25 protein-coding genes are annotated in these 25,289 nt (G+C 62.8%); 20 read left to right on the top strand and 5 right to left on the bottom strand.

The genetic code is table 11. The features are described 5' to 3' along the window. Positions 1–279 precede the first annotated feature (279 nt). Both ACQ4W7_RS19810 and ACQ4W7_RS19815 read left to right on the top strand, forming a co-directional pair. The gene (locus ACQ4W7_RS19810; protein WP_092796428.1) at positions 280–609 is read left to right on the top strand and encodes a c-type cytochrome; all 330 of its coding nucleotides are present in this window, start codon (positions 280–282) and stop codon (positions 607–609) included. 11 nt (positions 610–620) lie between these two features. After that, positions 621–962 (top strand): c-type cytochrome, encoded by a 342-nt coding sequence (locus ACQ4W7_RS19815; RefSeq protein ID WP_436532682.1) that lies wholly within the window; start codon positions 621–623, stop codon positions 960–962. 14 nt (positions 963–976) lie between these two features. Here ACQ4W7_RS19815 and norR read toward each other — a convergent pair whose 3' ends face one another. Continuing rightward, positions 977–2,533: a nitric oxide reductase transcriptional regulator NorR gene (gene norR, locus ACQ4W7_RS19820; RefSeq protein ID WP_436532684.1), complete on the bottom strand. Its 1,557-nt coding sequence runs from the start codon at positions 2,531–2,533 to the stop codon at positions 977–979. Positions 2,534–2,683: 150 nt separating this feature from the next. Between norR and nirK the strand changes: the two genes are divergently transcribed. Genes nirK through ACQ4W7_RS19835 form a run of 3 tightly spaced genes read left to right on the top strand, consistent with a single transcriptional unit; the run spans position 2,684 to position 7,160 of the window. Beyond that, positions 2,684–4,168 (top strand): copper-containing nitrite reductase, encoded by a 1,485-nt coding sequence (gene nirK / locus ACQ4W7_RS19825; RefSeq protein WP_426072016.1) that lies wholly within the window; start codon positions 2,684–2,686, stop codon positions 4,166–4,168. A gap of 29 nt (positions 4,169–4,197) precedes the next feature. Continuing rightward, positions 4,198–4,875, top strand: coding sequence for an iron-sulfur cluster repair protein YtfE (gene ytfE, locus ACQ4W7_RS19830; protein WP_353659987.1), 678 nt, complete (start codon positions 4,198–4,200; stop codon positions 4,873–4,875). A 14-nt stretch (positions 4,876–4,889) separates the two neighbouring features. Further along, positions 4,890–7,160, top strand: coding sequence for a nitric-oxide reductase large subunit (locus ACQ4W7_RS19835; RefSeq protein WP_426072018.1), 2,271 nt, complete (start codon positions 4,890–4,892; stop codon positions 7,158–7,160). Between the two features lie 5 nt (positions 7,161–7,165). Here the strand turns inward: ACQ4W7_RS19835 and ACQ4W7_RS19840 are convergent, their stop codons facing one another. Further along, a complete protein-coding gene (locus ACQ4W7_RS19840) occupies positions 7,166–7,636 on the bottom strand; it encodes a DUF1841 family protein (protein ID WP_426072019.1) in 471 nt (156 codons plus the stop codon). Positions 7,637–7,802: 166 nt separating this feature from the next. Here ACQ4W7_RS19840 and ACQ4W7_RS19845 point away from each other — a divergent pair, with 166 nt between their 5' ends. Continuing rightward, positions 7,803–7,994: a hypothetical protein gene (locus ACQ4W7_RS19845; RefSeq protein ID WP_436532687.1), complete on the top strand. Its 192-nt coding sequence runs from the start codon at positions 7,803–7,805 to the stop codon at positions 7,992–7,994. Between the two features lie 65 nt (positions 7,995–8,059). Continuing rightward, on the top strand, positions 8,060–9,655 hold the full coding sequence (gene mqo / locus ACQ4W7_RS19850; RefSeq protein ID WP_436532689.1) for a malate dehydrogenase (quinone): 1,596 nt from the start codon (positions 8,060–8,062) through the stop codon (positions 9,653–9,655). 98 nt (positions 9,656–9,753) lie between these two features. On the opposite strand, the gene ACQ4W7_RS19855 is transcribed toward mqo, so the two are convergent. Then, positions 9,754–10,386 carry an RNA pyrophosphohydrolase gene (locus ACQ4W7_RS19855; protein ID WP_436532691.1) on the bottom strand — a complete coding sequence of 211 codons (633 nt, stop codon included), beginning with the start codon at positions 10,384–10,386 and terminating at the stop codon, positions 9,754–9,756. Between the two features lie 204 nt (positions 10,387–10,590). Between ACQ4W7_RS19855 and ACQ4W7_RS19860 the strand changes: the two genes are divergently transcribed. After that, a complete protein-coding gene (locus ACQ4W7_RS19860) occupies positions 10,591–12,330 on the top strand; it encodes a proline--tRNA ligase (RefSeq protein WP_436532693.1) in 1,740 nt (579 codons plus the stop codon). Further along, a complete protein-coding gene (locus ACQ4W7_RS19865) occupies positions 12,327–12,953 on the top strand; it encodes a lytic transglycosylase domain-containing protein (RefSeq protein ID WP_426072024.1) in 627 nt (208 codons plus the stop codon). Before ACQ4W7_RS19860 ends, ACQ4W7_RS19865 begins: the two co-directional genes overlap by 4 nt. 79 nt (positions 12,954–13,032) lie before the next feature. Here the strand turns inward: ACQ4W7_RS19865 and ACQ4W7_RS19870 are convergent, their stop codons facing one another. Then, a complete protein-coding gene (locus tag ACQ4W7_RS19870) occupies positions 13,033–13,431 on the bottom strand; it encodes an SWIB/MDM2 domain-containing protein (RefSeq protein WP_099376516.1) in 399 nt (132 codons plus the stop codon). A 77-nt stretch (positions 13,432–13,508) separates the two neighbouring features. Between ACQ4W7_RS19870 and ACQ4W7_RS19875 the strand changes: the two genes are divergently transcribed. After that, positions 13,509–13,706: a hypothetical protein gene (locus ACQ4W7_RS19875; RefSeq protein ID WP_426072025.1), complete on the top strand. Its 198-nt coding sequence runs from the start codon at positions 13,509–13,511 to the stop codon at positions 13,704–13,706. Between the two features lie 181 nt (positions 13,707–13,887). Here the strand turns inward: ACQ4W7_RS19875 and ffh are convergent, their stop codons facing one another. Then, positions 13,888–15,255, bottom strand: a complete 1,368-nt coding sequence (ffh, locus tag ACQ4W7_RS19880) for a signal recognition particle protein (RefSeq protein WP_010401368.1) — start codon at positions 15,253–15,255, stop codon at positions 13,888–13,890. Between the two features lie 237 nt (positions 15,256–15,492). Here ffh and ACQ4W7_RS19885 point away from each other — a divergent pair, with 237 nt between their 5' ends. The 10 genes from ACQ4W7_RS19885 (at position 15,493) to ACQ4W7_RS19930 (ending at position 25,273) form a co-directional block, all read left to right on the top strand. Continuing rightward, positions 15,493–16,002 (top strand): sigma-70 family RNA polymerase sigma factor, encoded by a 510-nt coding sequence (locus ACQ4W7_RS19885; protein WP_426072026.1) that lies wholly within the window; start codon positions 15,493–15,495, stop codon positions 16,000–16,002. After that, positions 15,999–16,991, top strand: a complete 993-nt coding sequence (locus tag ACQ4W7_RS19890; protein ID WP_436532696.1) for a FecR domain-containing protein — start codon at positions 15,999–16,001, stop codon at positions 16,989–16,991. Before ACQ4W7_RS19885 ends, ACQ4W7_RS19890 begins: the two co-directional genes overlap by 4 nt. Before the next feature lie 229 nt (positions 16,992–17,220). Continuing rightward, complete coding sequence (locus ACQ4W7_RS19895; protein ID WP_436532698.1) at positions 17,221–17,499, top strand: hypothetical protein; 279 nt, start codon at positions 17,221–17,223, stop codon at positions 17,497–17,499. After that, positions 17,496–19,199, top strand: a complete 1,704-nt coding sequence (locus tag ACQ4W7_RS19900; protein WP_436532700.1) for a PepSY-associated TM helix domain-containing protein — start codon at positions 17,496–17,498, stop codon at positions 19,197–19,199. Before ACQ4W7_RS19895 ends, ACQ4W7_RS19900 begins: the two co-directional genes overlap by 4 nt. Beyond that, positions 19,196–19,537, top strand: coding sequence for a DUF3325 domain-containing protein (locus ACQ4W7_RS19905; RefSeq protein ID WP_071075502.1), 342 nt, complete (start codon positions 19,196–19,198; stop codon positions 19,535–19,537). The genes ACQ4W7_RS19900 and ACQ4W7_RS19905 overlap by 4 nt, the downstream gene beginning before the upstream one ends. A 103-nt stretch (positions 19,538–19,640) precedes the next feature. Then, complete coding sequence (locus ACQ4W7_RS19910; RefSeq protein ID WP_426072030.1) at positions 19,641–20,828, top strand: efflux RND transporter periplasmic adaptor subunit; 1,188 nt, start codon at positions 19,641–19,643, stop codon at positions 20,826–20,828. A gap of 5 nt (positions 20,829–20,833) precedes the next feature. Next, positions 20,834–22,837, top strand: coding sequence for a MacB family efflux pump subunit (locus ACQ4W7_RS19915; RefSeq protein WP_436532703.1), 2,004 nt, complete (start codon positions 20,834–20,836; stop codon positions 22,835–22,837). Between the two features lie 191 nt (positions 22,838–23,028). Next, the gene (locus ACQ4W7_RS19920; RefSeq protein WP_426072177.1) at positions 23,029–23,973 is read left to right on the top strand and encodes an ABC transporter substrate-binding protein; all 945 of its coding nucleotides are present in this window, start codon (positions 23,029–23,031) and stop codon (positions 23,971–23,973) included. Positions 23,974–24,215: 242 nt separating this feature from the next. Continuing rightward, complete coding sequence (locus tag ACQ4W7_RS19925; protein ID WP_436532705.1) at positions 24,216–25,019, top strand: cytochrome C assembly family protein; 804 nt, start codon at positions 24,216–24,218, stop codon at positions 25,017–25,019. Then, a complete protein-coding gene (locus tag ACQ4W7_RS19930; protein ID WP_426072033.1) occupies positions 25,016–25,273 on the top strand; it encodes a PP0621 family protein in 258 nt (85 codons plus the stop codon). Before ACQ4W7_RS19925 ends, ACQ4W7_RS19930 begins: the two co-directional genes overlap by 4 nt. Positions 25,274–25,289: the final 16 nt, after the last annotated feature.

A 25,289-nucleotide genomic window follows, 5' to 3' on the forward strand; every position in this document is an offset into this window, starting at 1 on the left:
GAAAAGTCGACCAAGGTCGGCATCGCTACCAAACGCTTAAAAGCTGGCTGGAGTGCCGACTATCTTGCCAAGGTCTTGGGCTTACCGACTTGATGCTTCATGCAATCGCCCTGCCTGTGCCCGCCTGCCTACAATGCGGGTTTTATAGGTGGACTTGCAAGAATATCTTGGCTAGAATCGGCAAGCAGCAGATTAATTGTCAACCTTAATTGTCAATACATAAAATCAATAAAAACCAGCTCTGGCGTTTCTCCGATTACCTCTGTTCACTTTGCCACTATGAAAAAAATATTTGCACTTCTCGTGCTTGCCGGCATAGCAAATGCCGTCACAGCGGCTGACATTGTAGGAAACGCCAAGGCAGCGACTGCCAAGGTGGAAATGTGTATCGGTTGCCACGGCATTCCCGGTTACAAGGCGACCTTCCCCGAAGTGTTCCAGGTACCGATGATCGGTGGCCAGCCGGCAAAATATATCGAAAATGCGCTGCAAGCCTACAAGAAGGGCGATCGCAAGCACCCTAGCATGAAGGGCATTGCCAGCAGCCTGTCGGACCAGGATATCGCCGATGTCGCCGCGTATTATGCGCAACAAGCCAAGCCGAACTGAGGATCAGCCCGATGAAAACACTACTCGCCGCCCTCGTTTGTGTCACCGTCTCGTTCGGCGCCAGCGCCGCCGGCAATATCAACACGGGCAAGGCCCTGGCCGAAAAATACAGCTGCGCCACCTGCCACGGCAAGGATTACGGCTCGCCCATCGACCCGTCGTACCCAAAACTGGCGGGCCAGCACAAGGATTACCTGGAACACGCCTTGACGGCGTATAAACGCGGCGACAAGGCCAATGGCCGCAATAACGCCATCATGACAGGCCAGGTAAAACCGCTGAGCAACCAGGACATCAAGGACCTGGCCGCCTACTTCCACAGCCTGCCGACGACCCTGGTGATTCACCGCTGAGTTGCATCGCCGCGTCAGGCTTTCAGCCCGACGCGGCGCGCCAGCTTGTGCAAATTGCTGGCGTCCAGCCCCAGATGGCGCGCCGCGGCGGCCCAATTATCCTGATGCAGGACCAGCGCTTGCCGGATGGCCTGGCGCTGGCTCGCTTCCACGATCTGATGCATGGATAGCAGCGGCGCCGCCGGCGTGCCGCATGTGGCCGGCGCTGGCAGTAGCGCGTCTGTGCCCGCCGGCGCTTCCAGCGCATCGAGATCGAGCATATCCGTTTCCAGGGTCACGATGTCCTTGCGGTTCGCGCCGCGGATGACGGCTTTCAGCGCGGCCCGGCTGATCACATGTTCGAGTTCGCGCACGTTGCCGGGCCAGCGGTAGTGGCAGAGCGCGTTTTCGGCGGCGGCCGATAGGCGCAGGCTGCGCAGCCCCAGGCGCGCACGGTTGAGCTCAAGGAAACCGCCGGCCAGCAGCAGCACGTCATTGCCCCGCTCGCGCAGCGGCGGAATCGGCACGGGATAGACCGATAAACGGTGATACAGGTCGGCGCGGAACGTGCCGTCGCGCACATGCTCGCGCAAGCTGCGGTTGGTGGCGGCGATCACGCGCACGTTGACCCGGCGTGGCCGGTCCGCGCCCAGGCGCTGAATTTCGCCATTTTGCAGGGTACGCAGCAGCTTGGCCTGTATCGACAGCGGCAACTCGCCCACTTCATCGAGAAACAGCGTGCCCCCTTCGGCCGCTTCGAATCGGCCTGGCCGGTCGCTGACGGCGCCGGAAAACGCGCCGCGTACATGGCCGAACAATTCGCTCTCGGCCAGGGATTCCGGCAAGGCTGCGCAATTGACGTGGATCAGCGGCTTGCCGGCGCGGCGTGACAGGCGGTGCAGGCGGTGTGCGCATAGTTCCTTGCCGACACCCGTTTCGCCCAGCAGCAGCACGGGCAAGTCCGATTCGGCCACCACCTGCAATTCATGCAGCAACTGCGTGATGGCTCTGCTCTGGCCGACAAAATCGTGTTCCTCGCGCGGCGCTTGCGCATCGGCCAGCATGGCGCCGCCCGACAGGCGCAGGGCGCGGATTTCCGTTTCCAGGCGGGTCACGCGCACGGCCGCCTCGATGGCGCAGGCCAGCTCGCCCAGGTCGCGCTGCGCGCGCGCGTCGAAGGTGCCCACCTGCAGGGCGTCGAGCGTGATCACGCCCCAGCGTTCGCCTTCCAGGTCGAGCGCCATGCCCATGCAGTCGTGCACGGGCAAGGGCTCGCCGGCCCGTTCGGCGATCAGACCATCGTAGGGATCGGGCAGGGAACTGTCGTGATGGAAGCACAGCACGCCGCGCCGTTGCAGGATGGCGGCCAGGCGCGGATGGTCGGCGATGGCGAAGCGGCGTCCCAGCGCGTCGCTGGCCAGGCCGGCCATCGCCACGGGGCGCAGGTGCTCGCCATCGAGCTTGAGCAAGGCCACGGCCTCGCAGCCGAAGTGCGCGCGCAGGCTGCCAACCAGGCGCTGCAGGCGCACGGCCACGGGCAGGTTGGCGACCAGGTCGGTGAGTAGCAATAGGTGGATAGCAGTGGTGGTCATAAGTACCATGCAGGGTACATGGAACCACGGCAAACAAGGGTCATAACGACCCTGTATTTTTCAAATCGTTGATTTAAAACAAGTTTTCCCTGGCACGTCGTTTGCGTAGGTAAGAGTGCCGAACCGGCATACAAGACCAAGGAAAGCTTGATGAAAACGACTCCCTCCCTCCGCGCCATTGCCGCCGCCGTCTGCGTCCTGGCCATGCCCCTGTCCGTGCAAGCCCAGGCGAGCCTGCCGGCCAGTGCTGCCGCCACTGTCACCAAACCCGCCACCGCCGCGGTCAAACGCTATGAACTGCAAACCAATATCGTTGACGGCAAGATGGTATTCATCGACGCCAAGGGCCAGGTCAATCCCGTGCTGACAGCCAAGGTGGGTGACACGGTGGAACTCGTGCTGAAAAGCGGCGAAGGCGCCGAGCACGACCTGCTGATCCCGCAGCTCAACGTGGCCTCAAGCAAATTCAGCGCCAATAGCGGCAGCACCACAGTGCGCTTCACGGTCACGCGCGCCGGCACGTTCACCTATTACTGCTCGATTCCCGGCCACCGCCAGATCGGCATGGAAGGCAAGCTGGAAGTGAGCGGCACTTCGCTGGCCGAAGCCGCAGCTCCGAAGGCTGCTGGCGCCGGCTCCGCTGCCAACGAGTCCAGCCAGGCTGCGGCACTGGCCCTGTACACGCCCGCGCCGTCGCCGATGCGCGGCCCCGATCCCTCGGCCGTCAGCGTGGCCGCCAACCCGGCGCAGGTACCCGCCGCCATCGGCGCGCGCGCGCCGCAAACCTTGAAGTACCGCATGGAGACGGTGGAATTGCCGGGCAAGCTCGATGACGGCACCAGTTTTACGTATTGGACTTTCAATCGCCAGGTGCCCGGCCCGATGCTGCGCGCGAAGGTGGGCGACACGGTGGAACTGACCCTGTTCAACGCCAAAGACAGCAAGATGATCCACTCGATCGACCTGCACGCCGTGACGGGCGGCCATGGCGGCGGACAACACACGCAGGTGGCGCCGGGTCAGGAAAAAACAGTCACCTTCAAGGCGCTCAATCCTGGCCTGTACGTGTATCACTGTGCCACGCCCTTGGTGCCGCAGCATATCGCGGCCGGCATGTACGGCATGATCCTGGTCGAACCGGAAGGCGGCCTGTCAAAAGTGGACCGCGAGTATTACGTGATGCAGGGCGAGATGTACACGGGCCGTCCGCACGGCGCGCCCGTGCACCAGGAACCGAACCTGGAAAAGATGGCCAATGAACTGCCCGATTACTACGTCTTCAACGGCGAAGTGGGCGCCCTGAGCAAGACGCACAAATTGCAGGCGAAAGTCGGCGAGACGGTGCGCATCTATTTCGGCGTCGGTGGCCCGAACAAGATTTCGTCCTTCCACATCATCGGCGAGATCTTCGACAAGGTATATAGCGAAGGCTCCATCAGCAGCCCGAAACACGACGTGCAAACCACCCTCGTGGCACCGGGCGGGGCGACCATCGTCGAACTCAAGGTGCAGCACCCGGGCAGCTATCTGCTGGTCGACCATGCGCTGTCGCGCGCCGGCAAGGGCGCCGTGGGCGTGCTTGAAGTGACTGGAGAACCCGTGCCCGGCGTCTACCACGCGGGCGCGGTGCAATAAATCTACCTATTCATCCTCAAGGAACTGTTATGGAAATGATCGAGCTATCCCTGGGCCAGCTGGCCCGCCGCATCCCCGGCGCCACGCGCCTGTTCGATGCGCACCGCCTGGATTTCTGCTGCGGCGGCAACAAGACCCTGCGCGCGGCGGCCGAAGCGGCCGGCGTGGATACGGCGCCCATCGTCGCGGAACTGCGGCTGCTGGCAGAGCGCGCAGATACCAGCGGCGAGCGTGACTGGCAGGACGCCTCGGCCACCGAGCTGGTGGAGCACCTCTTGGCGCGTTACCACGCCGTGCACCGCGAGCAGCTGCCCGAGCTGATACGCCTGGCGCGCAAGGTCGAGCAGGTGCATGGCGACCGCGCCGACTGTCCGCACGGGCTGGCGGAACACCTGTCGGCCATGGCGCAGGAGCTGGAAAGCCATATGCGCAAGGAAGAAGACGTGCTGTTCCCGATGATCGTGCGCGGCCAGGGCCCCCGGGCCGGCGCGCCCATCAACGTGATGCGCATGGAGCATGACGACCATGGCGTGGCCTTGCGCGCCATGGAGGCAATGACGAACGATATCACCGCGCCGGCTGGCGCCTGCACCACTTGGCGCGCGCTGTACACGGGCTTGCGCACCTTCCGTGCAGACCTGATGGCGCACATCCATACTGAAAACAATATCCTGTTCGAGCGCTTTGCGCCGGCCGTGGTGCACTGACAAAGGAAAGACCCATGGGTCCCTACAAAAAACTCTGGTTCACCCTGATCGGTGTGCTGATCGTGACGTTTTCGCTACTCGGCTACTACGGCGTCGAAGTTTACCGGCAGGCGCCGCCCATCCCCGCGCAAGTGCTGGCGCAGGATGGCCGGCAGCTGTTCGACCGCGAGGGCATCCTCGATGGCCAGACGGCCTGGCAATCGGTCGGCGGCATGCAGCTGGGCTCCATCTGGGGCCACGGCGCCTACCAGGCGCCCGACTGGACGGCCGACTGGCTGCACCGCGAACTGACGGCCTGGCTGGAGCTGGCTGCGCAAGAGCAGCATGGCAAGGCATACGCGGCGCTCGACGGCCCCGCGCAGGCGGCGCTGCGCGAAGCGCTCAAGATGGAATACCGCGGCAACCGCGTCGATGATGCACAAGTGCTGCGCCTGTCGCCGCGCCGCGTGCAAGCCATCGCCAACACGGCGCACTATTACGACCAGCTGTTTTCCGATGCGCCCGCGCTGCACGCCAGCCGCGAGCATTTCGCCATGAAGGAAAATACCCTGCCCAGCGCCGCGCGACGCGCGCAGATGACGCAGTTCTTCTTCTGGACGGCATGGGCCGCCGCCACCGAGCGTCCGGGCCAGAAAGTGACCTACACGAACAACTGGCCGCATGAACCGTTGATTGGCAACCAGCCCAGCGGCGAGAACCTCGTCTGGTCGGTCGCCAGCGTGGTGGTGCTGCTGGCCGGCGTAGGCTTCCTGGTCTGGGGCTGGGCCTTTTTGCGCAACCACGACGAAGCGCTGCCGGCCCCCGGTCCGCGCGATCCGCTCACCACTTTCGCGCTGACGCCTTCGCAGCGCGGACTGGGAAAATATCTGTTCCTGGTCGTGGCGCTGTTCATCTTCCAGGTCTTCATCGGCGGCTTTACGGCGCATTACACGGTGGAAGGACAGCAGTTCTACGGCATCGACGTCTCGCGCTGGTTCCCGTATGCGCTCACGCGCACCTGGCATATCCAGGCCGCGCTGTTCTGGATCGCCACGGGCTTCCTGGCCGCCGGCCTGTTCCTGGCGCCCTTGATCAATGGCGGCAAGGACCCCAAGTGGCAGCGTCTGGGCATCGATGTGCTGTTCTGGGCCCTGGTCGCGGTCGTCGTCGGCTCGTTTATCGGCAACTACCTGGCGATTGCGCAAGTGATGCCGCCCGAATGGAACTTCTGGCTCGGTCACCAAGGTTATGAATATGTGGACCTGGGACGCTTGTGGCAGATCGGAAAATACGTGGGCATCCTGCTGTGGCTGGTGTTGATGCTGCGCGGCGTGGTGCCGGCCCTGCGCAAGCCGGGCGGCGACAAGAACCTGCTGGCGCTGCTGACTGCGTCCGTCGGCGCCATCGGCCTGTTCTATGGTGCCGGCCTGTTCTACGGCGAACGCACGCATCTGTCGGTGATGGAGTATTGGCGCTGGTGGGTGGTGCACCTGTGGGTGGAAGGCTTCTTCGAAGTCTTCGCCACCACGGCGCTGGCCTTCATCTTCTCGACCCTGGGCCTGGTGTCGGTGCGCATGGCCACGGCGGCCAGCCTGGCGTCGGCCTCGCTGTTCATGTTGGGCGGCATACCCGGTACCTTCCACCACCTGTACTTTGCGGGCACTACAACGCCCGTGATGGCCATCGGCGCCAGTTTCAGCGCGCTGGAAGTGGTGCCGCTGATCGTGCTGGGGCATGAAGCGTGGGAAAACTGGCGCCTGAAGGAGCGTGCGCCATGGATGGAGCAGTTACGCTGGCCCATGATGTGCTTTGTCGCCGTCGCCTTCTGGAATATGCTGGGCGCGGGTGTGCTGGGCTTTATGATCAACCCACCCGTGGCGCTGTACTACATCCAGGGCCTCAACACGACTCCCGTGCATGCGCATGCGGCGCTGTTCGGCGTGTACGGCTTCCTGGCGCTGGGCTTTACCTTGCTGGTGCTGCGTTACCTGCGGCCCGACTACCGCTTCAGCCCTGCGTTGATGAAGACGGCGTTCTGGGGCTTGAACGCGGGCCTGGTGCTGATGATCTTTACCAGCTTGCTGCCGATTGGCATCATCCAATTCCATGCCAGCGTGACGGAAGGCCTGTGGTATGCGCGTAGCGAGGAGTTCATGCAGCAGCCGCTGTTGCAGAACCTGCGCTGGATACGCACCTTCGGCGACGTGGTCTTCATCGTCGGCGCCGTCGCCATGGCGTTGCAGGTGGTGCTGGGGTTGTTGTGCAAGGCGCCGAAGGCAGCTGTACTGCAGCCTTCGGCAGTGTAGCCATGTTAGCGGCGGCGGACGCAATCGATATACGCATCCGTATCGGGCGGCAAGCCCGAGCGCTGCGAAGCCCAGATCATCTGGCCCAGGCATTCCATCACTTCGTGCTGGGCTGCATGGGCCGAATCGAGGCGTTGCGTCAGTTGCTGCACGGCCGGGCGGATGCCGCGCGGCTGGTCCACCTGCACCTGCTCTGTGATCGACAGATGCATGGACAGGTGCAGGAAGGGATTGGCTTGTCCGCCTTCGACGGAATAGTCGCGCGCCAGTGCCGCTTCGACATCGGAGAGCTCGTTTTCATACTCGGGGTGTTCGAGAATCCAGTCGAGCGCGATGGCTTCCATCGGCGTGAGGATGTCATGGGCGCGGTGCTTGCGCAAAGTGTCGCAAAAGAAGCGGCGCACATCGTCGGAAGAGGGGTTGAACATGGCTGAAGAACTATGGCTAAAGGGCAGCCGGCATTGTACCGCGTACATACGCAAAGGGCATCGAGGATGCCCTTTTTGCCGTCTGGCGCCCGCTTTCATGACCTGATAGTCACCGTCATTTAATACCCTGCAGTAAGTATTATCCACTACCGCCGCAGCCTGGCGGTGCCAAATAACGGTGATAAAATCGCCGCTCTTGATATTTGCACTGGACATGACGGCGATTTTATTGCCGGTTTTTCAGCCGACAACGCAGTCCGCGCTGTCCATTGCCTGCACCTTTGCCACCAGATCTCGCTCCTGGCTTATCCCGGAGCGCGGCAGCATGCCTATCACCATCGACATTGACCTGTCCGGCCGTCTCGGCGCCGGAGTGCTGGCTGTCTTTCGTCAGATCAGCCGATAGCCGCGATGCTGCCGCCACGGTGGCGCGCAAGAATCATCCTTCAGTATTCATAAACGGAGTTACATATGCGTAAATCGCTATTACTTTTGATGTCGTGCCTGATCCTGGCGGCATGTGACAAGACCCCTCCGGCCTCGTCCGAAAAACCGGTCGACGTGCTGCTGATCGGCGCCGGCACCATGAGCGCCACCCTGGGCAGCATGCTCAAGGAACTCGATCCCTCGCTGACGATGGAAATGGTTGAGCGCCTCGATGCCGTGGCCGCCGAAAGCTCGGACGCGATGAACAACGCGGGCACGGGCCATTCGGCATTTGCCGAACTGAACTACACGCCGGAAGCGGCCGACGGCAGCATCGAGACCAAGAAAGCCGTCGACATCAACGAGCAATTCGAAATTTCCAAGCAGTTCTGGGCTTATCAGGTAGCCAACAAGCACTTGGGCGCACCGCAAACCTTCATCAACAATGTGCCGCACATGGCCTTTGTCTGGGGCGACGCCAATATTGCTTTCTTGCACAAGCGCTATGAGGCGCTGCAAAAGCAAAACTTGTTCAAGGGCATGCTGTACTCGGAAGACCAGGCGCAGATCGCGCAATGGGCGCCGCTGGTCATGCAAGGCCGCGACAAGGGGCAGAAAGTGGCCGCGACGCGCATGGAAATCGGTACCGACGTCAATTTCGGCAACCTCACGCGCGGCCTGGTAAGCTACCTGACGGACAGCCATGGCATGGTCCTGCACCTGCGCCACCAGGTGGAAGACATCCAGCGCGGCGCCGATGGCGTGTGGAATGTGACGGTGAAAGACTTGAACGCCGGCAAGGAAAAAACCGTGCGCGCCAAGTTCGTCTTCATCGGCGCCGGTGGCGGTTCGCTGCCGCTGCTGGAAAAATCGGGCATTCCTGAAGCCAAGGGCTACGGCGGCGTGCCGGTGGGCGGCCAATGGCTGGTCACCACCAATCCGCAACTGGTGGCGGCGCATGCGGCCAAGGTCTACGGCAAGGCATCCGTCGGTTCGCCGCCGATGTCCGTGCCGCATCTCGATACGCGCATCATCGATGGCAAGAAAGCCCTGCTGTTTGGCCCGTTTGCCACCTTCTCGACCAAGTTCTTGAAAAACGGTTCGTGGATCGACTTGCCTGCCTCGATCGGTACGGGCAATGTGAAACCGATGCTGCAAGCTGGCTACGACAATATTCCACTGACGAAATACCTGATTGAACAGGTCATGAACACGCCGGAAGACCGTTTGAAAACCCTGCGTGAATACTTGCCAAACGCCAAGATGGAAGACTGGACCCTGCAAAACGCTGGCCAGCGCGTGCAGATCGTCAAGGATGACCCTGTCAAAGGCGGCTTGCTGCAGTTCGGCACGGAAGTCGTCGGTGCCGCCGATGGCAGCATCGTTGCCTTGCTGGGCGCCTCGCCCGGTGCCTCGACCGCGCCGCCTATCATGATCAAGGTGCTGCAAACGGCCTTCAAGAGCCGCCTGGCGACACCGGAATGGCAAGCCAAGATGGTGGAAATGGTACCCTCGTATGGTCAAAAGCTGAACAGCGACCCAGCCCTGGCCAACAAGATCCGCCACTACAGCAGCAATATCCTGGGTTTGAAAGCGATCACCCTGGATGTACCGCCAGCACCAGCGCCTGCGGCCAAGTAAGTTGACTGGTCCGGCAGGGTGTTCCTGCCGGCATGAAAAAAGGGGCAGCCTGGTCAGGCTGCCCCTTTTGCGTGGGAAATTGCATTCATTGCGGCGGATTACCCCTTGCCCGGCAAGATCAGCTCCGGCGTACATCCTTCGGCGGCAATGCCGTCGCAAGGCCGGGCCAGTGCCGCGCCATCCTGCGCGCGTGGCGCGTGGGGTTGGCGCAGGTAGCGCGAGGTATGGCGGTGCGCTTGCTGTGCATTGCCATGCACGGGCCAGGTCAGGAAGCGGGACAGCTCCTGCAAGGCGCGCTGGTACACATCGCGTTTAAATTCAATCACGACATCGAGCGGGACCCAATATTCATGCCAGCGCCAGGCGTCGAACTCGGGATGGTCGGTCAGGCGCAGATTGACGTCGTTATCGCGCGCGCACATTCTCAGCAGAAACCAAATCTGCTTCTGGCCACGGTAATGGCCGCGAATCTCGCGCTTGATGAAGTGGTCTGGCACTTCATAGCGCAGCCAGTCGCGGGTGCGGCCGACAATTTTGACGTGTTCCTGTCTGAGTCCGATTTCCTCTTCAAGTTCGCGAAACATGGCTTGTTCCGGTGTTTCGCCATATTTGATACCGCCTTGCGGAAACTGCCATGAGTGCTCGCGCACCCGCTTGCCCCACCACACCTCGTTCTGGGCGTTTAGCAGGATGATGCCGACGTTGGGCCGAAACCCTTCACGGTCGAGCATAATGCACCTCAAACTTTCTGCGACAGTGCGTCCTTTTTTACATAATTACCCACAACTTCGCAAGCCGGTGACCTTTTCGGGGTGCGAAAAGCGCCGGAATCGCACCAATTGAGCGCATTTGTGTAAAGTATGGACGCATCAGCCAGCTAATCCTTTAAAATTAGGTTGATTATAACCCTCTCTTTTTAAAAAGAATTCACCGTTATGCGCGCCTCCCGTTTTTTTATTTCCACACTTAAAGATGCACCTTCTGACGCGGAAATCGTCAGCCACCAATTGATGATGCGTGCAGGCATGATCAAACGCCTCGGTTCCGGCATTTATACCTACATGCCGATGGGCTTGCGCGTGATCCGCAAGGTGGAAGCCATCATCCGTGACGAGATGAACAAAGCCGCCGGCATCGAACTGCTGATGCCGCTCGTGCAGCCAGCCGAACTGTGGCAGGAGACGGGCCGCTGGACCAAGATGGGTGACGAACTGATGCGCGTGAAAGACCGCCACGGCCGCGAATACGCGATCCAGCCGACATCGGAAGAAGTCATCACCGACGTCGTGCGCACGGAAATCAAGTCCTACCGCCAGTTGCCGCTGAACTTTTATCATATCCAGACCAAGTTCCGCGACGAGCGCCGTCCCCGCTTCGGCCTGATGCGCGGCCGCGAATTCACCATGAAGGACGCCTATTCCTTCGACCGCGACCTGGCCGGCATGCAAGCGTCGTACAAGGTCATGTTTGACGCCTACACGCGCATCTTCACGCGTTTTGGCCTGCAATTCCGCGCCGTGGCCGCCGACAACGGCGCCATCGGCGGTTCCGGTTCGCATGAATTCCACGTCATCGCCCACACGGGTGAAGACGCGCTCGTGTATTGCCCGACGTCCGACTACGCCGCCAACATGGAAGCGGCCGAAGCGCTGCCGCCAGCGGGCGAGCGTCCTGCCGCCGCCCAGGCACTGACCAAAACGGCCACGCCGGACACCGTCAAGTGCGAAACCGTGGCTGCCCTGTTAGGTATTGATTTGTCGCAGACCGTGAAAACCATCGCCCTGACGGTGGAAACCACGGGCAAGGACGAGAAAGTCACGAAACAGCATTTCATGCTGCTGCTGCGCGGCGACCATGAATTGAACGACATCAAGGTAGGCAAGGTTGCCGGCCTGGCCGGTCACCGTTTCTCGACCGAAGCGGAAATCCTGGAAATCTACGGCACGATTCCCGGCTACCTGGGCCCGATCGGCACCAAAGCGCCCGTCACCGTGGTGGCGGACCGCACGGTCGCTTATATGAGCGACTTCGTTTGCGGCGCGAATGAGGCCGGTTTCCACTACAAGGGCGCCAACTGGGGCCGCGACGTGGCCGAGGCAGCCATCGTGGCCGACTTGCGCAATGTCGTCGCCGGCGACGCTTCGCCGGACGGCCAAGGCCTGCTGGCCATCGAGCGCGGCATCGAAGTGGGCCACGTGTTCCAGCTGGGCACGGCGTACTCGGAAAGCATGAAAGCCACCTTCCTCGACGAAAACGGCAAGCCTGCGCCGCTGCAGATGGGTTGCTACGGCATCGGCGTGACGCGCATCCTGGGCGCCGCCATCGAACAGAACTTCGATGACAAGGGCATCATCTGGCCAGCGTCGATTGCGCCATTCGAGGTCGTGCTGTGCCCGATGGGCATGGACCGCAGCGAACTGGTCAAGGAAGAGACGGAGAAGCTGTACGCGGCCCTGCAAGGCGCTGGCGTGGATGTCATCGTCGATGACCGCGGCCTGCGTCCTGGCGCCATGTTTGCCGACTGGGAACTGATCGGCGTGCCGCACCGCATCGTCATCGGCGAGCGCGGCTTGAAAGAAGGCAAGCTGGAATACCAGGGCCGCCGCGACGTGGAAGCCACCGGCGTGGCGCCGGACGAGATCGTCGCCTTCATCCAGGGCAAAATGGCGCAGTGAAGCGCATATCGGTAAGTAAAACGGCTGGCGCGCTCGCGCTGGCCGCCTGCCTTGCCAGCGCTTTCCCGGCGCAGGCCGGTAACCAGAAAGAGGAGGCGCTGGCCGACTCCGTGCGCCTGGCCCTGTCGCACGCGATCCGCGACGAACGCCCGCCGCAGCCCAAATTTGCCACGTCCGCCGACTTGCAGCGCTACCAGCAATGGCTGGCGCAGATGTCCACGCGCCTGCAGCGCAAGCTGCCGGACGCGCAGTTGCGCACGGAATTCCTGGAAACGGTATGGTACGAAGCGCGTCGCGCGGGGCTGGAGCCGGCCCTGGTCTTGGGCTTGATCCAGGTGGAGTCGGCCTACCGCAAATATGCCGTCTCGCTGGCCGGCGCACGCGGCTACATGCAGGTGATGCCGTTCTGGACGGGCGTCATCGGCGACAGCGACCGCAGCAAGCTGTTCCACATGCAGACAAATCTGCGCTATGGCTGCGCGATCTTGCGCATGTACCTGGATATGGAACGAGGCGATTTATACTTGGCGCTGGGGCGGTATAACGGCAGCCGGGGGCGGGCCGAGTATCCGAATGCAGTGCGCGCCGCGTGGCGCCAGTGGGAATTCAAACCGGCCGGGTGATGGGCAAGCAAAAAAATGCCCCGCTCGCAGTGATGCGGCGGGGCACGCACACGGCGCGGAACGCCCTGTGCGTATCTGATTATTTCAAATGATCGGAGATCAGTTTCGTCATTTCAAACATGGAGACTTGGGCTTTGCCGCCGAAAACAGCTTTCAGCTTGTCGTCCGCATTGATCATGCGGCGGTTGGCCGGATCTTGCAAATCGAGTTTTTTGATGTAATCCCATACCTTTTTGGTCACTTCCGTGCGCGGCAGTGGTGCTGCGCCAACAACGGCGGCCAGCTCTTTCGATGGCGTCATTGCTTTCATGAATGCTGCGTTTGGCTTGCGTGGTGTTGCCGGTGCTGCCGCTTTCTTCGCCGCTGCTGGTTTAGCTGCTGCTTTGGCTGCGGGTGCTGCTTTCTTGGCGGCTGCAGGCTTGGCTGCTGCTGCTGCTTTGGCTGGCGCTGCTACTGGGGTTTTTTTGGCTGTTGCCATCTTCGAGCCTCCTTAACAAACACATGGGAAATTGCGCAATTAATCGCACGGCTAATATTGGTGTGGATTTACCTTGTATGCAAGTGTTTTTCACGTTTTCAAGAGGAAAAAGCAGGGAAATGGCGATGCTGTCGCCCGGGCGCACCGCTTGGGGGCGCAGAACGGCGTTTTTGCCCGTGAAGGGCATGGTTGCTGGCTATGCGGGGAGGGGCGCTGCGGGGCAGGGAAGAAACGATACCGGACGCATGAAAATGCAATCCGGCATGATTTTATAACAGTGTTTTCAGCGTATTGCGCTTGGATACGCGGCGTAAAAAAGGCCTTCAAAATCACAGCGAGCGGGGATGATTTGTGGCCGAGAAGCGCAAGCGCACTCTAGTGCGCTGAGCATCGCCGGCCGCAAAGACCACCGCGCAGCGGATTTTGAAGCCTTTCCTCATCGCGGATTTTGAAGCCTTACCTCATCCCAGGCATCATGCCCTTCATGGAGCGCATCATCTTCATCATGCCGCCGCCCGACAATTTCTTCATCATCGTCTGCATTTGCTCGAATTGCGTCAGCATGCGGTTGACTTCCTGCACTTGCACGCCGGCGCCGGCGGCGATGCGGCGCTTGCGCGTGGCCTTGATCAGTTCAGGCTTGGCGCGCTCCTGCGGCGTCATCGAATCGATGATGCCGCACATGCGGCGCACCTGTTTATCGGCTTGATCCATGTTCTTTCCGCCTGCCGCCTGCTGGAACTGCGCCGGCAGCTTGTCCATCAGGTTGGCCATGCCGCCCATTTTCTTCATTTGGCCAAGCTGCGCCTTGAAGTCGTTCATGTCGAACTTGCCGCCGACCTTGATTTTTTGCGCCAGGTCGGCCGCTGCCTTGCTGTCGACGCCCTTGCGCGCCTCTTCCACCAGCGCGAGGATGTCGCCCATGCCCAGGATGCGGTTGGCCATGCGGGTCGGATCGAACGCTTCCAGGCCGTCGAGTTTTTCCGAGACACCGGCAAACTTGATCGGTTTACCCGTGATGTGGCGCACCGACAGGGCCGCACCACCGCGCGCGTCGCCATCGAGCTTGGTCAGCACGATACCGGTCAGCGGCAGCGCATCGTTGAAGGCTTTCGCCGTGTTGATGGCATCCTGGCCCAGCATGGCGTCGACGACAAACAGGGTTTCGATCGGTTTCACGGCGCTGTGGACGGCGGCGATTTCGCGCATCATCTCTTCGTCGATACCCAGGCGGCCCGCAGTATCGATGATCAATACGTCGTGGTAGTGTTTTTTCGCCCAATCCAGCGCGGCCAGGGCGATATCGACCGGCTTGTCTGTGCTGGAAGACGGGAAGAAGTCGGCGCCCACCTGGGCGGTGACCGATTGCAACTGCGCGATCGCGGCGGGACGGTAGACGTCGGCCGAGACGGTCAGCACTTTCTTCTTCTTTTCTTCCTTCAGGTATTTCGCCAGCTTGCCGACGGTGGTGGTCTTACCCACACCCTGCAGACCGGCCATCAGGATGATGGCGGGCGGCTGCTGGGCAAAGCTGATCTGCGACGCTTCCGGTCCCAGGTCGGCGCCCATCAGGGCAGCCAGCTCGCGCTGCACCACGCCGACCAGGGCCTGGCCTGGCGTGAGCGAGGAAATGACATCCTCGCCCATGGCTTTTTCTTTGACTTTGGCGATGAATTCGCGCACGGCGGGCAGGGCGACGTCGGCTTCGAGCAGCGCCAGGCGCACTTCGCGCAGCATGTCGGCGGTGTTCGCTTCGGTCAGGCGCGCCTCGCCGCGCATGGTCTTGACGACTTTGGCAAGCCGTTGGGTGAGATTATCTAGCATGATGAACCTGCAATGAAAGCTTGGGAGTGGGCGGCGCAAACCGGACGATGGGCGTCATTTTACCCCATCGCGGGTGGCAGGCGGTCCTGCGCTGCATCGCCTGGCGGTTGGCCCGCTTTTGAATTAGTTGGTATTTCTGTCAATGCCGCGATTGCATGAAAGGCATTGCGCAGTTAAAATGAGAATAATTCTTATTTACATTCTCAGGCGCCGCACGCCTGAGCGGAAAGGGATGCCATGTCGGCCGCCGATTTTGCACAGCAACAAGACCTGCACTCACTCTACAGCAGCCATCACGGCTGGCTGCAGGGATGGCTGCGGCATAAGCTGGGCAATGCGGGCGAAGCGGCGGACCTGGCGCAAGATACCTTTATCAGCGTGCTGACCAACGGCACGCCGCCGCAGATCCGCGAAGCGCGGCCTTTTCTCGCCACCATCGCGCGGCGCCTGGTGGCGCACCGCTACCGCCGGCAAGTGCTGGAAGACGCCTACCTGGAGGCGCTGGCTTGTCTGCCGCCCGAGGCGGCGCCCGCGCCGGAAGCACGTTTGCTGGCGCTGGAAGCCTTGCAGGAAATCGATGCGGCCCTCGACGGCTTGCCGACACCCGTGCGTACGGCGTTTTTGCTGGCGCAGCTGGAAGGCCTCAGCTATGCCGAGATCGCCGCGCGCCTGAACGTGTCGGCCAGCTCGGTCAAGCAATATTTGACGCGTGCCAACCGCCAGGTGTTTTTCTCCCTGTCGGCATGAACACGGTGGCAGAACCTACGGCTCCGGCAGCCATCGACGAGGAAGTGCAGCAGCAGGCGGCCGAGTGGCTGACCGTGCTGATGTCGGACGAGGCCAGCGAAGCGGAACACGCCGCCTGGCAGCACTGGCGCGCGCTGGACCCCGAGCATGAGCGGGCCTGGCAGCATATCGACGCGGTGTCGCAGCGGTTCAAGGGCTTGCACGGCGGTGCGGCCGCGCAGGCGCTGGCTGGCACGCAGCAGCAAGCCGTCAATGGCAAGCGGCGCCAGCTGCTGGCGTGGCTGGGCGTGGCGGTTGGCGGCGGCTTGCTGGCCGCGCAGACGGGCGCCTGGGATGGTGTGCGCGCCCTGCGCGCCGACTACCGCACGGCCACGGGCGAACGGCGCGAGGTGGTGCTGGACGATGGCAGTGTGCTCCGCCTGAATACGGCATCGGCCGCAAACGTGCGTTTCGATGGCAGCCGTCGCCTGATTGAGTTGCTGGCTGGCGAAATCCTTGTCACCAGCGGCCGCGGCATCGGCAGCGACGCGCCGCTGGTGGTGGCCACGCGCGAAGGCCGGGTGCGCGCGCTGGGCACGCGCTTTGCCGTGCGCCAGCAGGATGGCTACAGCACCGTGGAGGTGTTTGAAAGCGTCGTTGAAATCCGTCCGCGCGACGGTGCTGGCGCGCCTTTGCTGCTGACGGCCGGCCGCGGCGCGGCATTTTCCCGTCATGCGCCGGACGCGCCGCACGCCATCGATGCGTATGCGGACGCCTGGTCGCGCGGGCAACTGATCGTCGACGACGTGACCCTGGGCGATTTCCTGGCCGACCTGGCCCGTTACCGCCCCGGCGTGATCGACTGCGCGCCGGCAGTGGCCCAACTGCGCCTGTCGGGCGTGTTCCCGCTGGCCGATACCCAGCGCATCCTGAACATGCTGCCCAACTCGCTGCCGGTGCAGGTGCGCAGCCGCACGCGTTACTGGGTGACGGTGGAACCGGCCACGTAGCCCGCCTCGATAAAAATATTTTTCAATCGGACTGCCCGTTTTCGATTCTCGCGGCACCTGTAGTTGAGAGACATAATTTCAAGTACCCATTCAAGGCGCCACGTTGCGCGGTTTCATGCCGCTGCGTGCCGCCGCCATAATTAACTTTGATGGAAGGACGCAGTGTGATGCATCTGATGTATATGGTCTGCCACCCGGCGCAACAGCAGTTGTCTGGGGTGCCGCAACGATGAAATCGGCCAACATGATGTTGTTCTCGCGCGTGCTCGCCGCCGTCTTTGGCGGCTATGCGCTGACGTCCGGCGTGGCCGTGCTGCTGTCGGCCGTGCTGCCGCTGTCGCGCGCCGAAGCCGTGCTGACGGCCACCCTGAGCGCCTTCGTCGTCTACACCTGCGCCGTGATCTGGGTCTTTGCCGTGCAAGACCTGCGCCGCGCCTGGCTCGGCATGCTGCTGCCGGCCATCGTCTGCGGCGGCATCGGCATGCTGCTGTCGCGGGGTGCCGCATGAACGCCGTCAAGGTAGATAAAGTGGTCAAGACGCCACAGCAGGGCGGCTTGCGCCAGGTCATGGCCTGGCTGCATACATGGAGCGGCCTGTGGATTTCCTGGCTGCTGTTCGCCATTTTCCTGACCGGTACCCTGGCCGTCTTCGACGACCCGATCGGCCACTGGATGACGCCCGAACACGCCCTGGAAGAGGCGGCGCACGCGAACGATCCGCCGCTGCCGAAGGTCACGGACCGCGCGCACCGCCTGGAACTGGCGCTCGATTTCATGGCGAAGGAGCACCCGAAGGCGGACATGTGGGAAATCTGGCCCGTGCAGCGTCCCGGCCACGGCCTGTCCGCTTACTGGTTCCAGCCCAGCGGCGGCTATGGCTCGGCGGACCTCGACCCGCTGACGGGAGCCATCGTCAAACATGCGCGTGAGGTAACGGAACGCGAAACCATCGGCGGTCACCATTTCGTCGATTTCCACTACGAGCTGCACGCGGGACGCATCGGCGTGTGGATCGTCGCCATCACCACCATGATCATGCTGGTGGCGCTGGTGAGCGGCGTCATCACGCACAAGCGCATCTTCAAGGATTTCTTTACCTTCCGCCCGGCCAAGGGCCAGCGTTCGTGGCTCGACGCGCACAACGCGGTGGCCGTGCTGACGTTACCGTTCCAGTTCATGATCGCCTACACGGGCCTGGCATTTTTCAGCGATGACTATGTGCCGGCCCCCGTGGTGGCGCAGTACGGCATGGACAATTCCAAGAAGGCCTTTTTGGCCGATTGGAACGATGCGGGCAAGCCTGCGCGTGTGGGACAGCCGCTGGCCATTCCCGCGCTGGAATCGTTCGCGCTGCGCGCCGAGCAGGCCATCGGCCAGGAAATCCGCGCCGTGGTGCTGGACAATCCGAACGACGCCTCCATGCGCGTGTGCATGTATGGCTGGAATGAAGACGCGGATTTGCTGGAACGGATCAGCGCCAATTCGGGCAGGGCCTGCTATGCGCTGGCCACGGGCGAGCAGGTCGCCGTGCGCCGGCCGGGCGAGTCGGATACGGGCGGCGCCGGCTTGACGCGCTCCGTCATGTCGAACCTGCACATGGTGGGTTTCGGCGGCACGCCGATGCGCTGGCTGTACTTCTTCTGCGGCTTGGCCGGCACGGCCATGATGGGCACGGGCGCCATCCTGTTCCTGGTCAAGCGGCGCCAGAAGTCCGGCGGCGAGTTCGGCGCCTACACGCGGCGCGTGTACCGCGTCATCGAATGCCTGAACGTGGCGGCGATTGCCGGCCTGGCCATCGCCTGCGTGGGCTTCCTGTGGGCTAACCGTTTGATCCCTGTCGGCCTCGAGCACCGCGCCGGCTGGGAAGTGCGCGCCTTCTTCGGCGTCTGGTTCCTGATGCTGGTGCATGCCTGTCTGCGCGGGGAAAAGAGGGCGTGGATCGAGCAATTGTGCCTGCTGGCCGCCCTGTGCCTGCTGCTGCCGGTCCTGAATGTCCTGAGCACCGGCGACAATCTGGTGGCGCAGGTCGCGCGCGGCGACTGGGAAAGCGCCGGCGTGGAACTGGGCAGCATGGCCTTCGGCCTGCTGGCCGCCTGGGGCGCGTGGAAAGTCCACAAGCGCAAGGAAAAACCGGCCAGGAAGGCTGCGGCCAAGGAAAGCGCTGCGCCCACGACCAGCCTGCAAGTCACTACGGAAGGACAGTCATGATCAATACCATCCTCTGTGCGCTGGGCCTGTCGTACGCGGGCATGGCGAGCCTCTCGCTGGCGATGGACCGCCATCATGGCCAAGTCTGGGGCAGGGACGCGGCGCCGAACGTGCGGCGCGCGCTGCAACTGGCCGGAGCCATCCTGCTGGCGCTGGCCATCTGGCCTTGCGTGGCCGGCTGGAGCGCTACCGTCGGCGTGGTCGCCTGGCTGGGATTCATCGGGGCGGGAGCGTTGCTGGTGGCCCTGCTGCTGCCGTATGCACCCCGATTGTTGTTGCGTAGTTCCCTGCTGGCAGCCGTCGCCGCGCTGGCAGGTCTTGTGACGTTCTTGCGGTGATGTTCACCGCCATTTTCAAGGATAGACCGATGTATTTTTCACGCCTGGCGACACCGTTTGACGTTTGTAATTTCGTTTTGACTTCATCCAAGGCGGCTTCCTGATGGCGGCCCGCCTGCCTTCCCGCCGCACCCGCATCCTGGGCGGCGCGGTCTTGCTTGCGCTGTTTGGCGCCGGTGCCCTGTGGGCCACGCGCGGCCCGACCACCGTGTTCGACACGGCCCCCGTCAAGCGCGGCAATATCGAAGCCAGCGTCACGGCCATCGGCACCCTGCAGCCGCAAACCTATGTCGACGTGGGGGCGCAGGTGTCGGGCCAGATCACGCGCCTGCACGTGCAGCCCGGCAGCGCCGTGGAAAAAGGCCAGTTGCTGGCCGAGATCGACCCCAGCGTGCAGCAAGCCACGGTCGATGCGGGCCGCGCCGCGCTGGCGGGCTTGCGCGCGCAACTGGCCGACCAGCAGGCGCAGCACCGCCTGGCGGGCCAGCAGCACGTGCGCCAGAAGCAGATGGCCAAGTTCGACTCGACGCCGCTGGCCGACCTGGAGACGGCCGAAGCCACGCTGGCCTCGGCTAGCGCCAAGATCGACCATCTGAAGGCGCAGATCGACCAGACCCAGGCCAGCCTGAAGGCGGACGAAGCGCGCCTGGGCTATACGCGCATCTACGCGCCGATGGCCGGCAAGGTCGTGGGCCTGGACGCGAAAGAAGGGCAAACCCTGAACGCCACGTACCAGACGCCGAACATCCTGCGCATCGCCGATCTGTCGGCCATGACGGTGTGGACGGAAGTGTCGGAAGCGGACGTGCGCCGCGTGCGCCCGGACATGCCCGTGTATTTCACTACCCTGGGCGGCGACCAGCGGCGCTGGAGCGGCAAGGTGCGGCAAGTGCTGCCGGCGCCGCCGGTACCCGGTGGTTCTGCCGCCGGCACGGCTCTGGCGCCGTCGACCAGTAAGGTGATTCTGTATACCGTGCTGTTCGACGTGGATAACGCCGATGGCGAATTGATGCCGCAGATGACGGCGCAGGTGGTGTTTGTCACGGCCGCGGCAAACAATGTGCTGGCCGTGCCCTTGCCGGCGCTGAAACCATCGACTGAGGAAGGCGCCAAGCCGGGGCAGTTTACGGCCCGCGTGATGGATGCGGACGGCAAGGTCGATACGCGCGCCGTCACCGTGGGCGTGCGCAACCGTCTCAGCGCGGAAGTGCTGCAAGGCTTGCGCGAAGGTGAATTGCTGGTCACGGGTGAGCAGCCGGCCGGCAGCGGCGCCAGCAGGTTCCAGTTATGAGTGCCATGAGCGAGGCCGCGTCACTGGAGCAATCAGGACGGCCGGACCAGCCGCCGCCCCTGACGCCTTTGATTTCCCTGCAGGGCATCCGCAAGCGCTACGGCGGCCATGACGGCGCGCCGGCCGTGGAAGTGCTGCGCGGCCTGACCTTGTCGATCGGCGCCGGCGAATTCGTCGCTATCGTGGGGGCATCCGGTTCCGGCAAATCGACCCTGATGCATTTGCTTGGGTGTCTTGATCGGCCCAGCGACGGCACGTACCGCTTCGCCGGCCAGGACGTGGCCAGCCTGAATCCCGATGAACTGGCGTGGCTGCGGCGTGTAGCGTTCGGCTTCGTCTTCCAGGGTTATCACCTGATCGCCACCGAATCGGCGCGCGAAAATGTGGAAGTGCCGGCGCTGTACGCGGGCATGCCGGCTGCGGCCCGCCACGCCCGCTCCGAAGCGCTGCTCAAGCGCCTGGGCTTGGGCGACCGGCTCGATCACCGGCCGAATCAATTGTCCGGCGGGCAGCAGCAGCGGGTGTCGATCGCGCGCGCGCTGATGAATGGCGGGCGCATCATCCTCGCCGATGAACCGACGGGGGCGCTCGACAGCAGCAGCGGCGCCGAAGTCATGGCCCTCCTGGGCGAACTGGCCGACGCGGGCCACACCATCATCCTCATTACGCATGACCGCAAGGTGGCGACCCAGGCGCGCCGCGTGATCGAGATCCGCGACGGCGAAATCATCGAAGACTCGGGCGCCGTCGCCATTCCCGCCACGTCGACGGCCCTGCCGCCGCTGGACATGTCGCGCGCCGCCCACGATCCGGGCGCGTCGCTGGGCACGGAATTGCTCGACGCGGCGCGCGCCGCCTGGCGCGTGCTGTGGATCAACCGCTTCCGCACGGGATTGACCCTGCTCGGCATCATCATCGGCGTCGCTTCCGTGATCGTCATGTTGGCCATCGGCCTGGGCACGCGCCAGCAAGTGATGGCGCAGCTGGGCGCGTTCGGCTCGAACCTCTTGTATATGTCGTCGATCGGTGAAAGCTCGCGCATTCCCGGGCGCAGCATTACCTTGGCCGATCTGGAAGCGCTGGAGGAAGTGCCTGGCATTTCCCACGTGCTGCCGAATGTCACGGGCAACAAGGTGATACGCCACGGCAACCTCGACGTGCAGACGTATGTGCGCGGCACGGGACCGGCCCTGCCGCAGATCCAGACCTGGCCGGTGGCCAAGGGTGGCTTCTTTACCAAGGAGGATGAGCGCGAGATGGCCACCGTGGCCGTGCTGGGCGCGCACCTGGCGCAAAAGCTGATGCCCGATGTGGCCAACCCCGTGGGGCAGAGCATCCTGATCGGCAATGTGCCGTTCCAGGTGATCGGCGTGATGAGCGCGAAGGGCGCGCTGACGGGCGAGAAGGATGAAGACGACGTGCTGCTGCTGCCGTTTTCCACGGCCGGCATCCGTGTCTTCGGCCAGCGCGAACCGACGTACACGGTGCTGGCGGTGACCGACGTCAAGCGCGTGACGGAGGTGGAGGCGGCGGTCGACGCCACCATGTTCGAGCGCCACCGCATCCGCGACTATGGCATCAGCAATGCGGCCGCGTCGATCGCCGCCGAAGCCAAGACGCAGGACAACATGACGATGATGCTCAGCCTGATCGCCGCAGTCTCCCTGGTGGTGGGCGGCATCGGCGTCATGAATGTGATGCTGATGACGGTGCGCGAGCGCACGCGCGAAATCGGCATCCGCATGGCGACGGGCGCGCGCCGGCGCGACATCCTGCGCCAGTTCCTTACCGAAGCCGTGCTGGTGTCGGTGGTGGGCGGCGTGGCCGGCATCGTGGTCGGCGTGACGGTGGCCGGCTTGCTGCTGGTATGGGACGTACCGGTGATCTTTTCGCTGAGCGCCATCGGTGGCGCGTTTGCCTGCGCCGTGGTGACGGGGCTGGTGTTTGGCTTCATGCCGGCGCGCAAGGCGTCAGGACTCGATCCGGTGGTGGCACTGGCGGGCCAGTAAGCCGGCTGTTGTAACAATGCCGGCAGCGTGGCTGCCGGCAAAAAAATGTTGCCCTGGCTCTAACACACGGTACTATCTCCCCATAATAAAAAAAAGCTGTGTTTTATGCCCTTGCGGGCACACACCAACCACCACAGGAGAACCCGATGCAGACAAAATCAACCTTGAAAACCGGTATCGCCGCCGCCCTCATGCTGGCCTTCAGCGTGGGTGCCGTCCAGGCGCAGGCGCAGGAAGTCGTGCGCTTGGGCAATTTGAAATTCGCCCATTACGGCGCCGTGTCGTACATCAAGGAAATCGCGCCCAAGTGCGGCATCAAGGTCGAAGAGCATATCTTTGCCAAGGGCCTTGATGTCATGCAGGCCATTATCGCGGGCGAGCTTGACGTGGGTGCGACGGCATCCGAAGCGGCCATTTCCGGCCGCGCCGGCGGTGCGCCCATCTATGTGGTGGCCGGCTTTGCCAAGGGCGGTGCGCGCCTGGTGGGCGGCATGGGGCAAAAGATCGCCAGCGTCAAGGATTTGAAGGGCAAGCGCGTGGGTGTGACGCGCGGCGGTATCCAAGAAGTGCTGCTGCTGGCCGAGCTGTCGCAAGCGGGCCTGACATATTCCGAAACCAAGGGCAAGGACGTGCAACTGGTGTTCCTGGCCTACGCCGACTTGAACCAGGCGCTGATGGGCAAGAATATCGACGCCATGATGCAGTCGGAGCCGCAATCGTCGCAGGCGATCAACAAGGGATTCGGCACCGAAGTCATCAAACCTTACGACACGCCGATCGGCGAACCCGTGCGCACCATGGTGATGACGGAAAAGTTTTACAAGGATCGTCGCCCCGTGGCGGAAAAATTCATGCGCTGCTTTGTCGAAGCCACCAAGACCTTTATCGACAACAAGGCGACGGCGGAAAAGTATGTGCGGGAAGTCGTGTTCCGCGGCCAGATCACGAAGGATGATTTCGACGACGCGATCAGCAATTCGCCGTATTCCTATGATATTTCGCCCGAACATATTCAGGTGACCACCGATGTGATGGTGAAAACGGGCGTGGGCCGCATGAGCAAGCCGCCCGTGGCCAAGGACTGGGTCAAGACGGACTTGCTGGAGCAGGCGAAAAAGAGCCTGAACGTGAAATAAACCAGAAATTCGCAGTGCCCGATGGTTCGCTTAAGCGGGCCATCATTTTTTTGCGGCATACTAATATATAGGCAGGTGGCACGCGGCGGCGCGAAAGATTACCGAAATCTTGAGGCTGCGCCACCCCGTTGCGCCTCAGGCGCGATATCATGGCAGGCTTGCAGCATTGGTTGGCGGCGGAATGCCTGTCACCCGGGCTGTCGCTTGAATCGCGCTTGTCGGCTATGGTGTAAACTTAAACTATGCAGATCTATTTCTTTTTTTTCGCCGCTTTGTTGTACGTGGCGTGCGCGGTGCTTCCCTCGTCCCGTGCCCGGCTCATTGCCGGCCTGACCGGTGTCGGCTGGCTGGCGCATGCCGCCACCCTGTGGTTCGACCTGATGGCGCCTGGCACTTTGCGTTTCGGTTTTTCCGCCATGCTGTCGGCCGCGCTGTGGGTCTCGGTGGGCGCCTACTGGATCGAGAACCGCAATTTCAGCCTGGACGGATTGCGCCGCATGGTCATGCCCAGCGCCGTCATCGCCATCGGCCTGGCCTGGGCCTTTCCTGGCAGCCAGGTCAGCATGGAGGGCAAGTCCGCCGTCTTCGGCTGGCATATTGCCGTGGCGGTGCTGGCCTACAGCACCTTGACGATTGCTGCCTTTCACGCCGTGCTCATGGCGCTGCAGGAATCGCGCCTGCATACGCGCAGCGAAAGCCGTGGCTTCATCGGCAGCGCGCTGGACCAGTTGCCAGCGCTGCTGACGATGGAAAAGTTGCTGTTCCGCATGATCGGTCTGGGTTTTATCCTGCTCAGCTTGACCGTGCTGTCGGGCATCGTCTTTTCCGAGCAATTATTTGGCAAGGCGCTCAACTGGGATCACAAATCCGTGTTCACCATGCTGTCGTGGCTATTGTTTGCCGCCCTGCTGGCAGGGCGCCGCTATCGCGGCTGGCGCGGCAAGACGGCCTTGAGCTTCACCCTGGCCGGTTTCGCCACCTTGCTGCTGGCCTATGTCGGCAGCCGTTTTGTACTGGAAGTGGTTTTACACCGAGGATACGCATGACACGTGTTTTATTCTGGCTGGCGCTGGTGTTCCTGGTGCTGTTTGCTATTCGCAGCAAGATCCGGGGCATGCAGCAGCGCGCTCGCGCGCAGCAACAGCGGTCGCAGCCGTTTGCGCCGCCGGGCCGGCCGCAGGAATTGCCGGATGCCGAGCTGATGCTGTGTTGCGCCCATTGCGGCGTGTACTATCCGGTCTCCGAAAATGTGCAGGCCAAGGGGCACGATTACTGCAGCCACGCGCACGCCACGCTGTAAGGGGAAGCGCGCGCCG

This window comes from Janthinobacterium algoris (genome assembly GCF_051380935.1).
Lineage (GTDB): Bacteria > Pseudomonadota > Gammaproteobacteria > Burkholderiales > Burkholderiaceae_D > Janthinobacterium.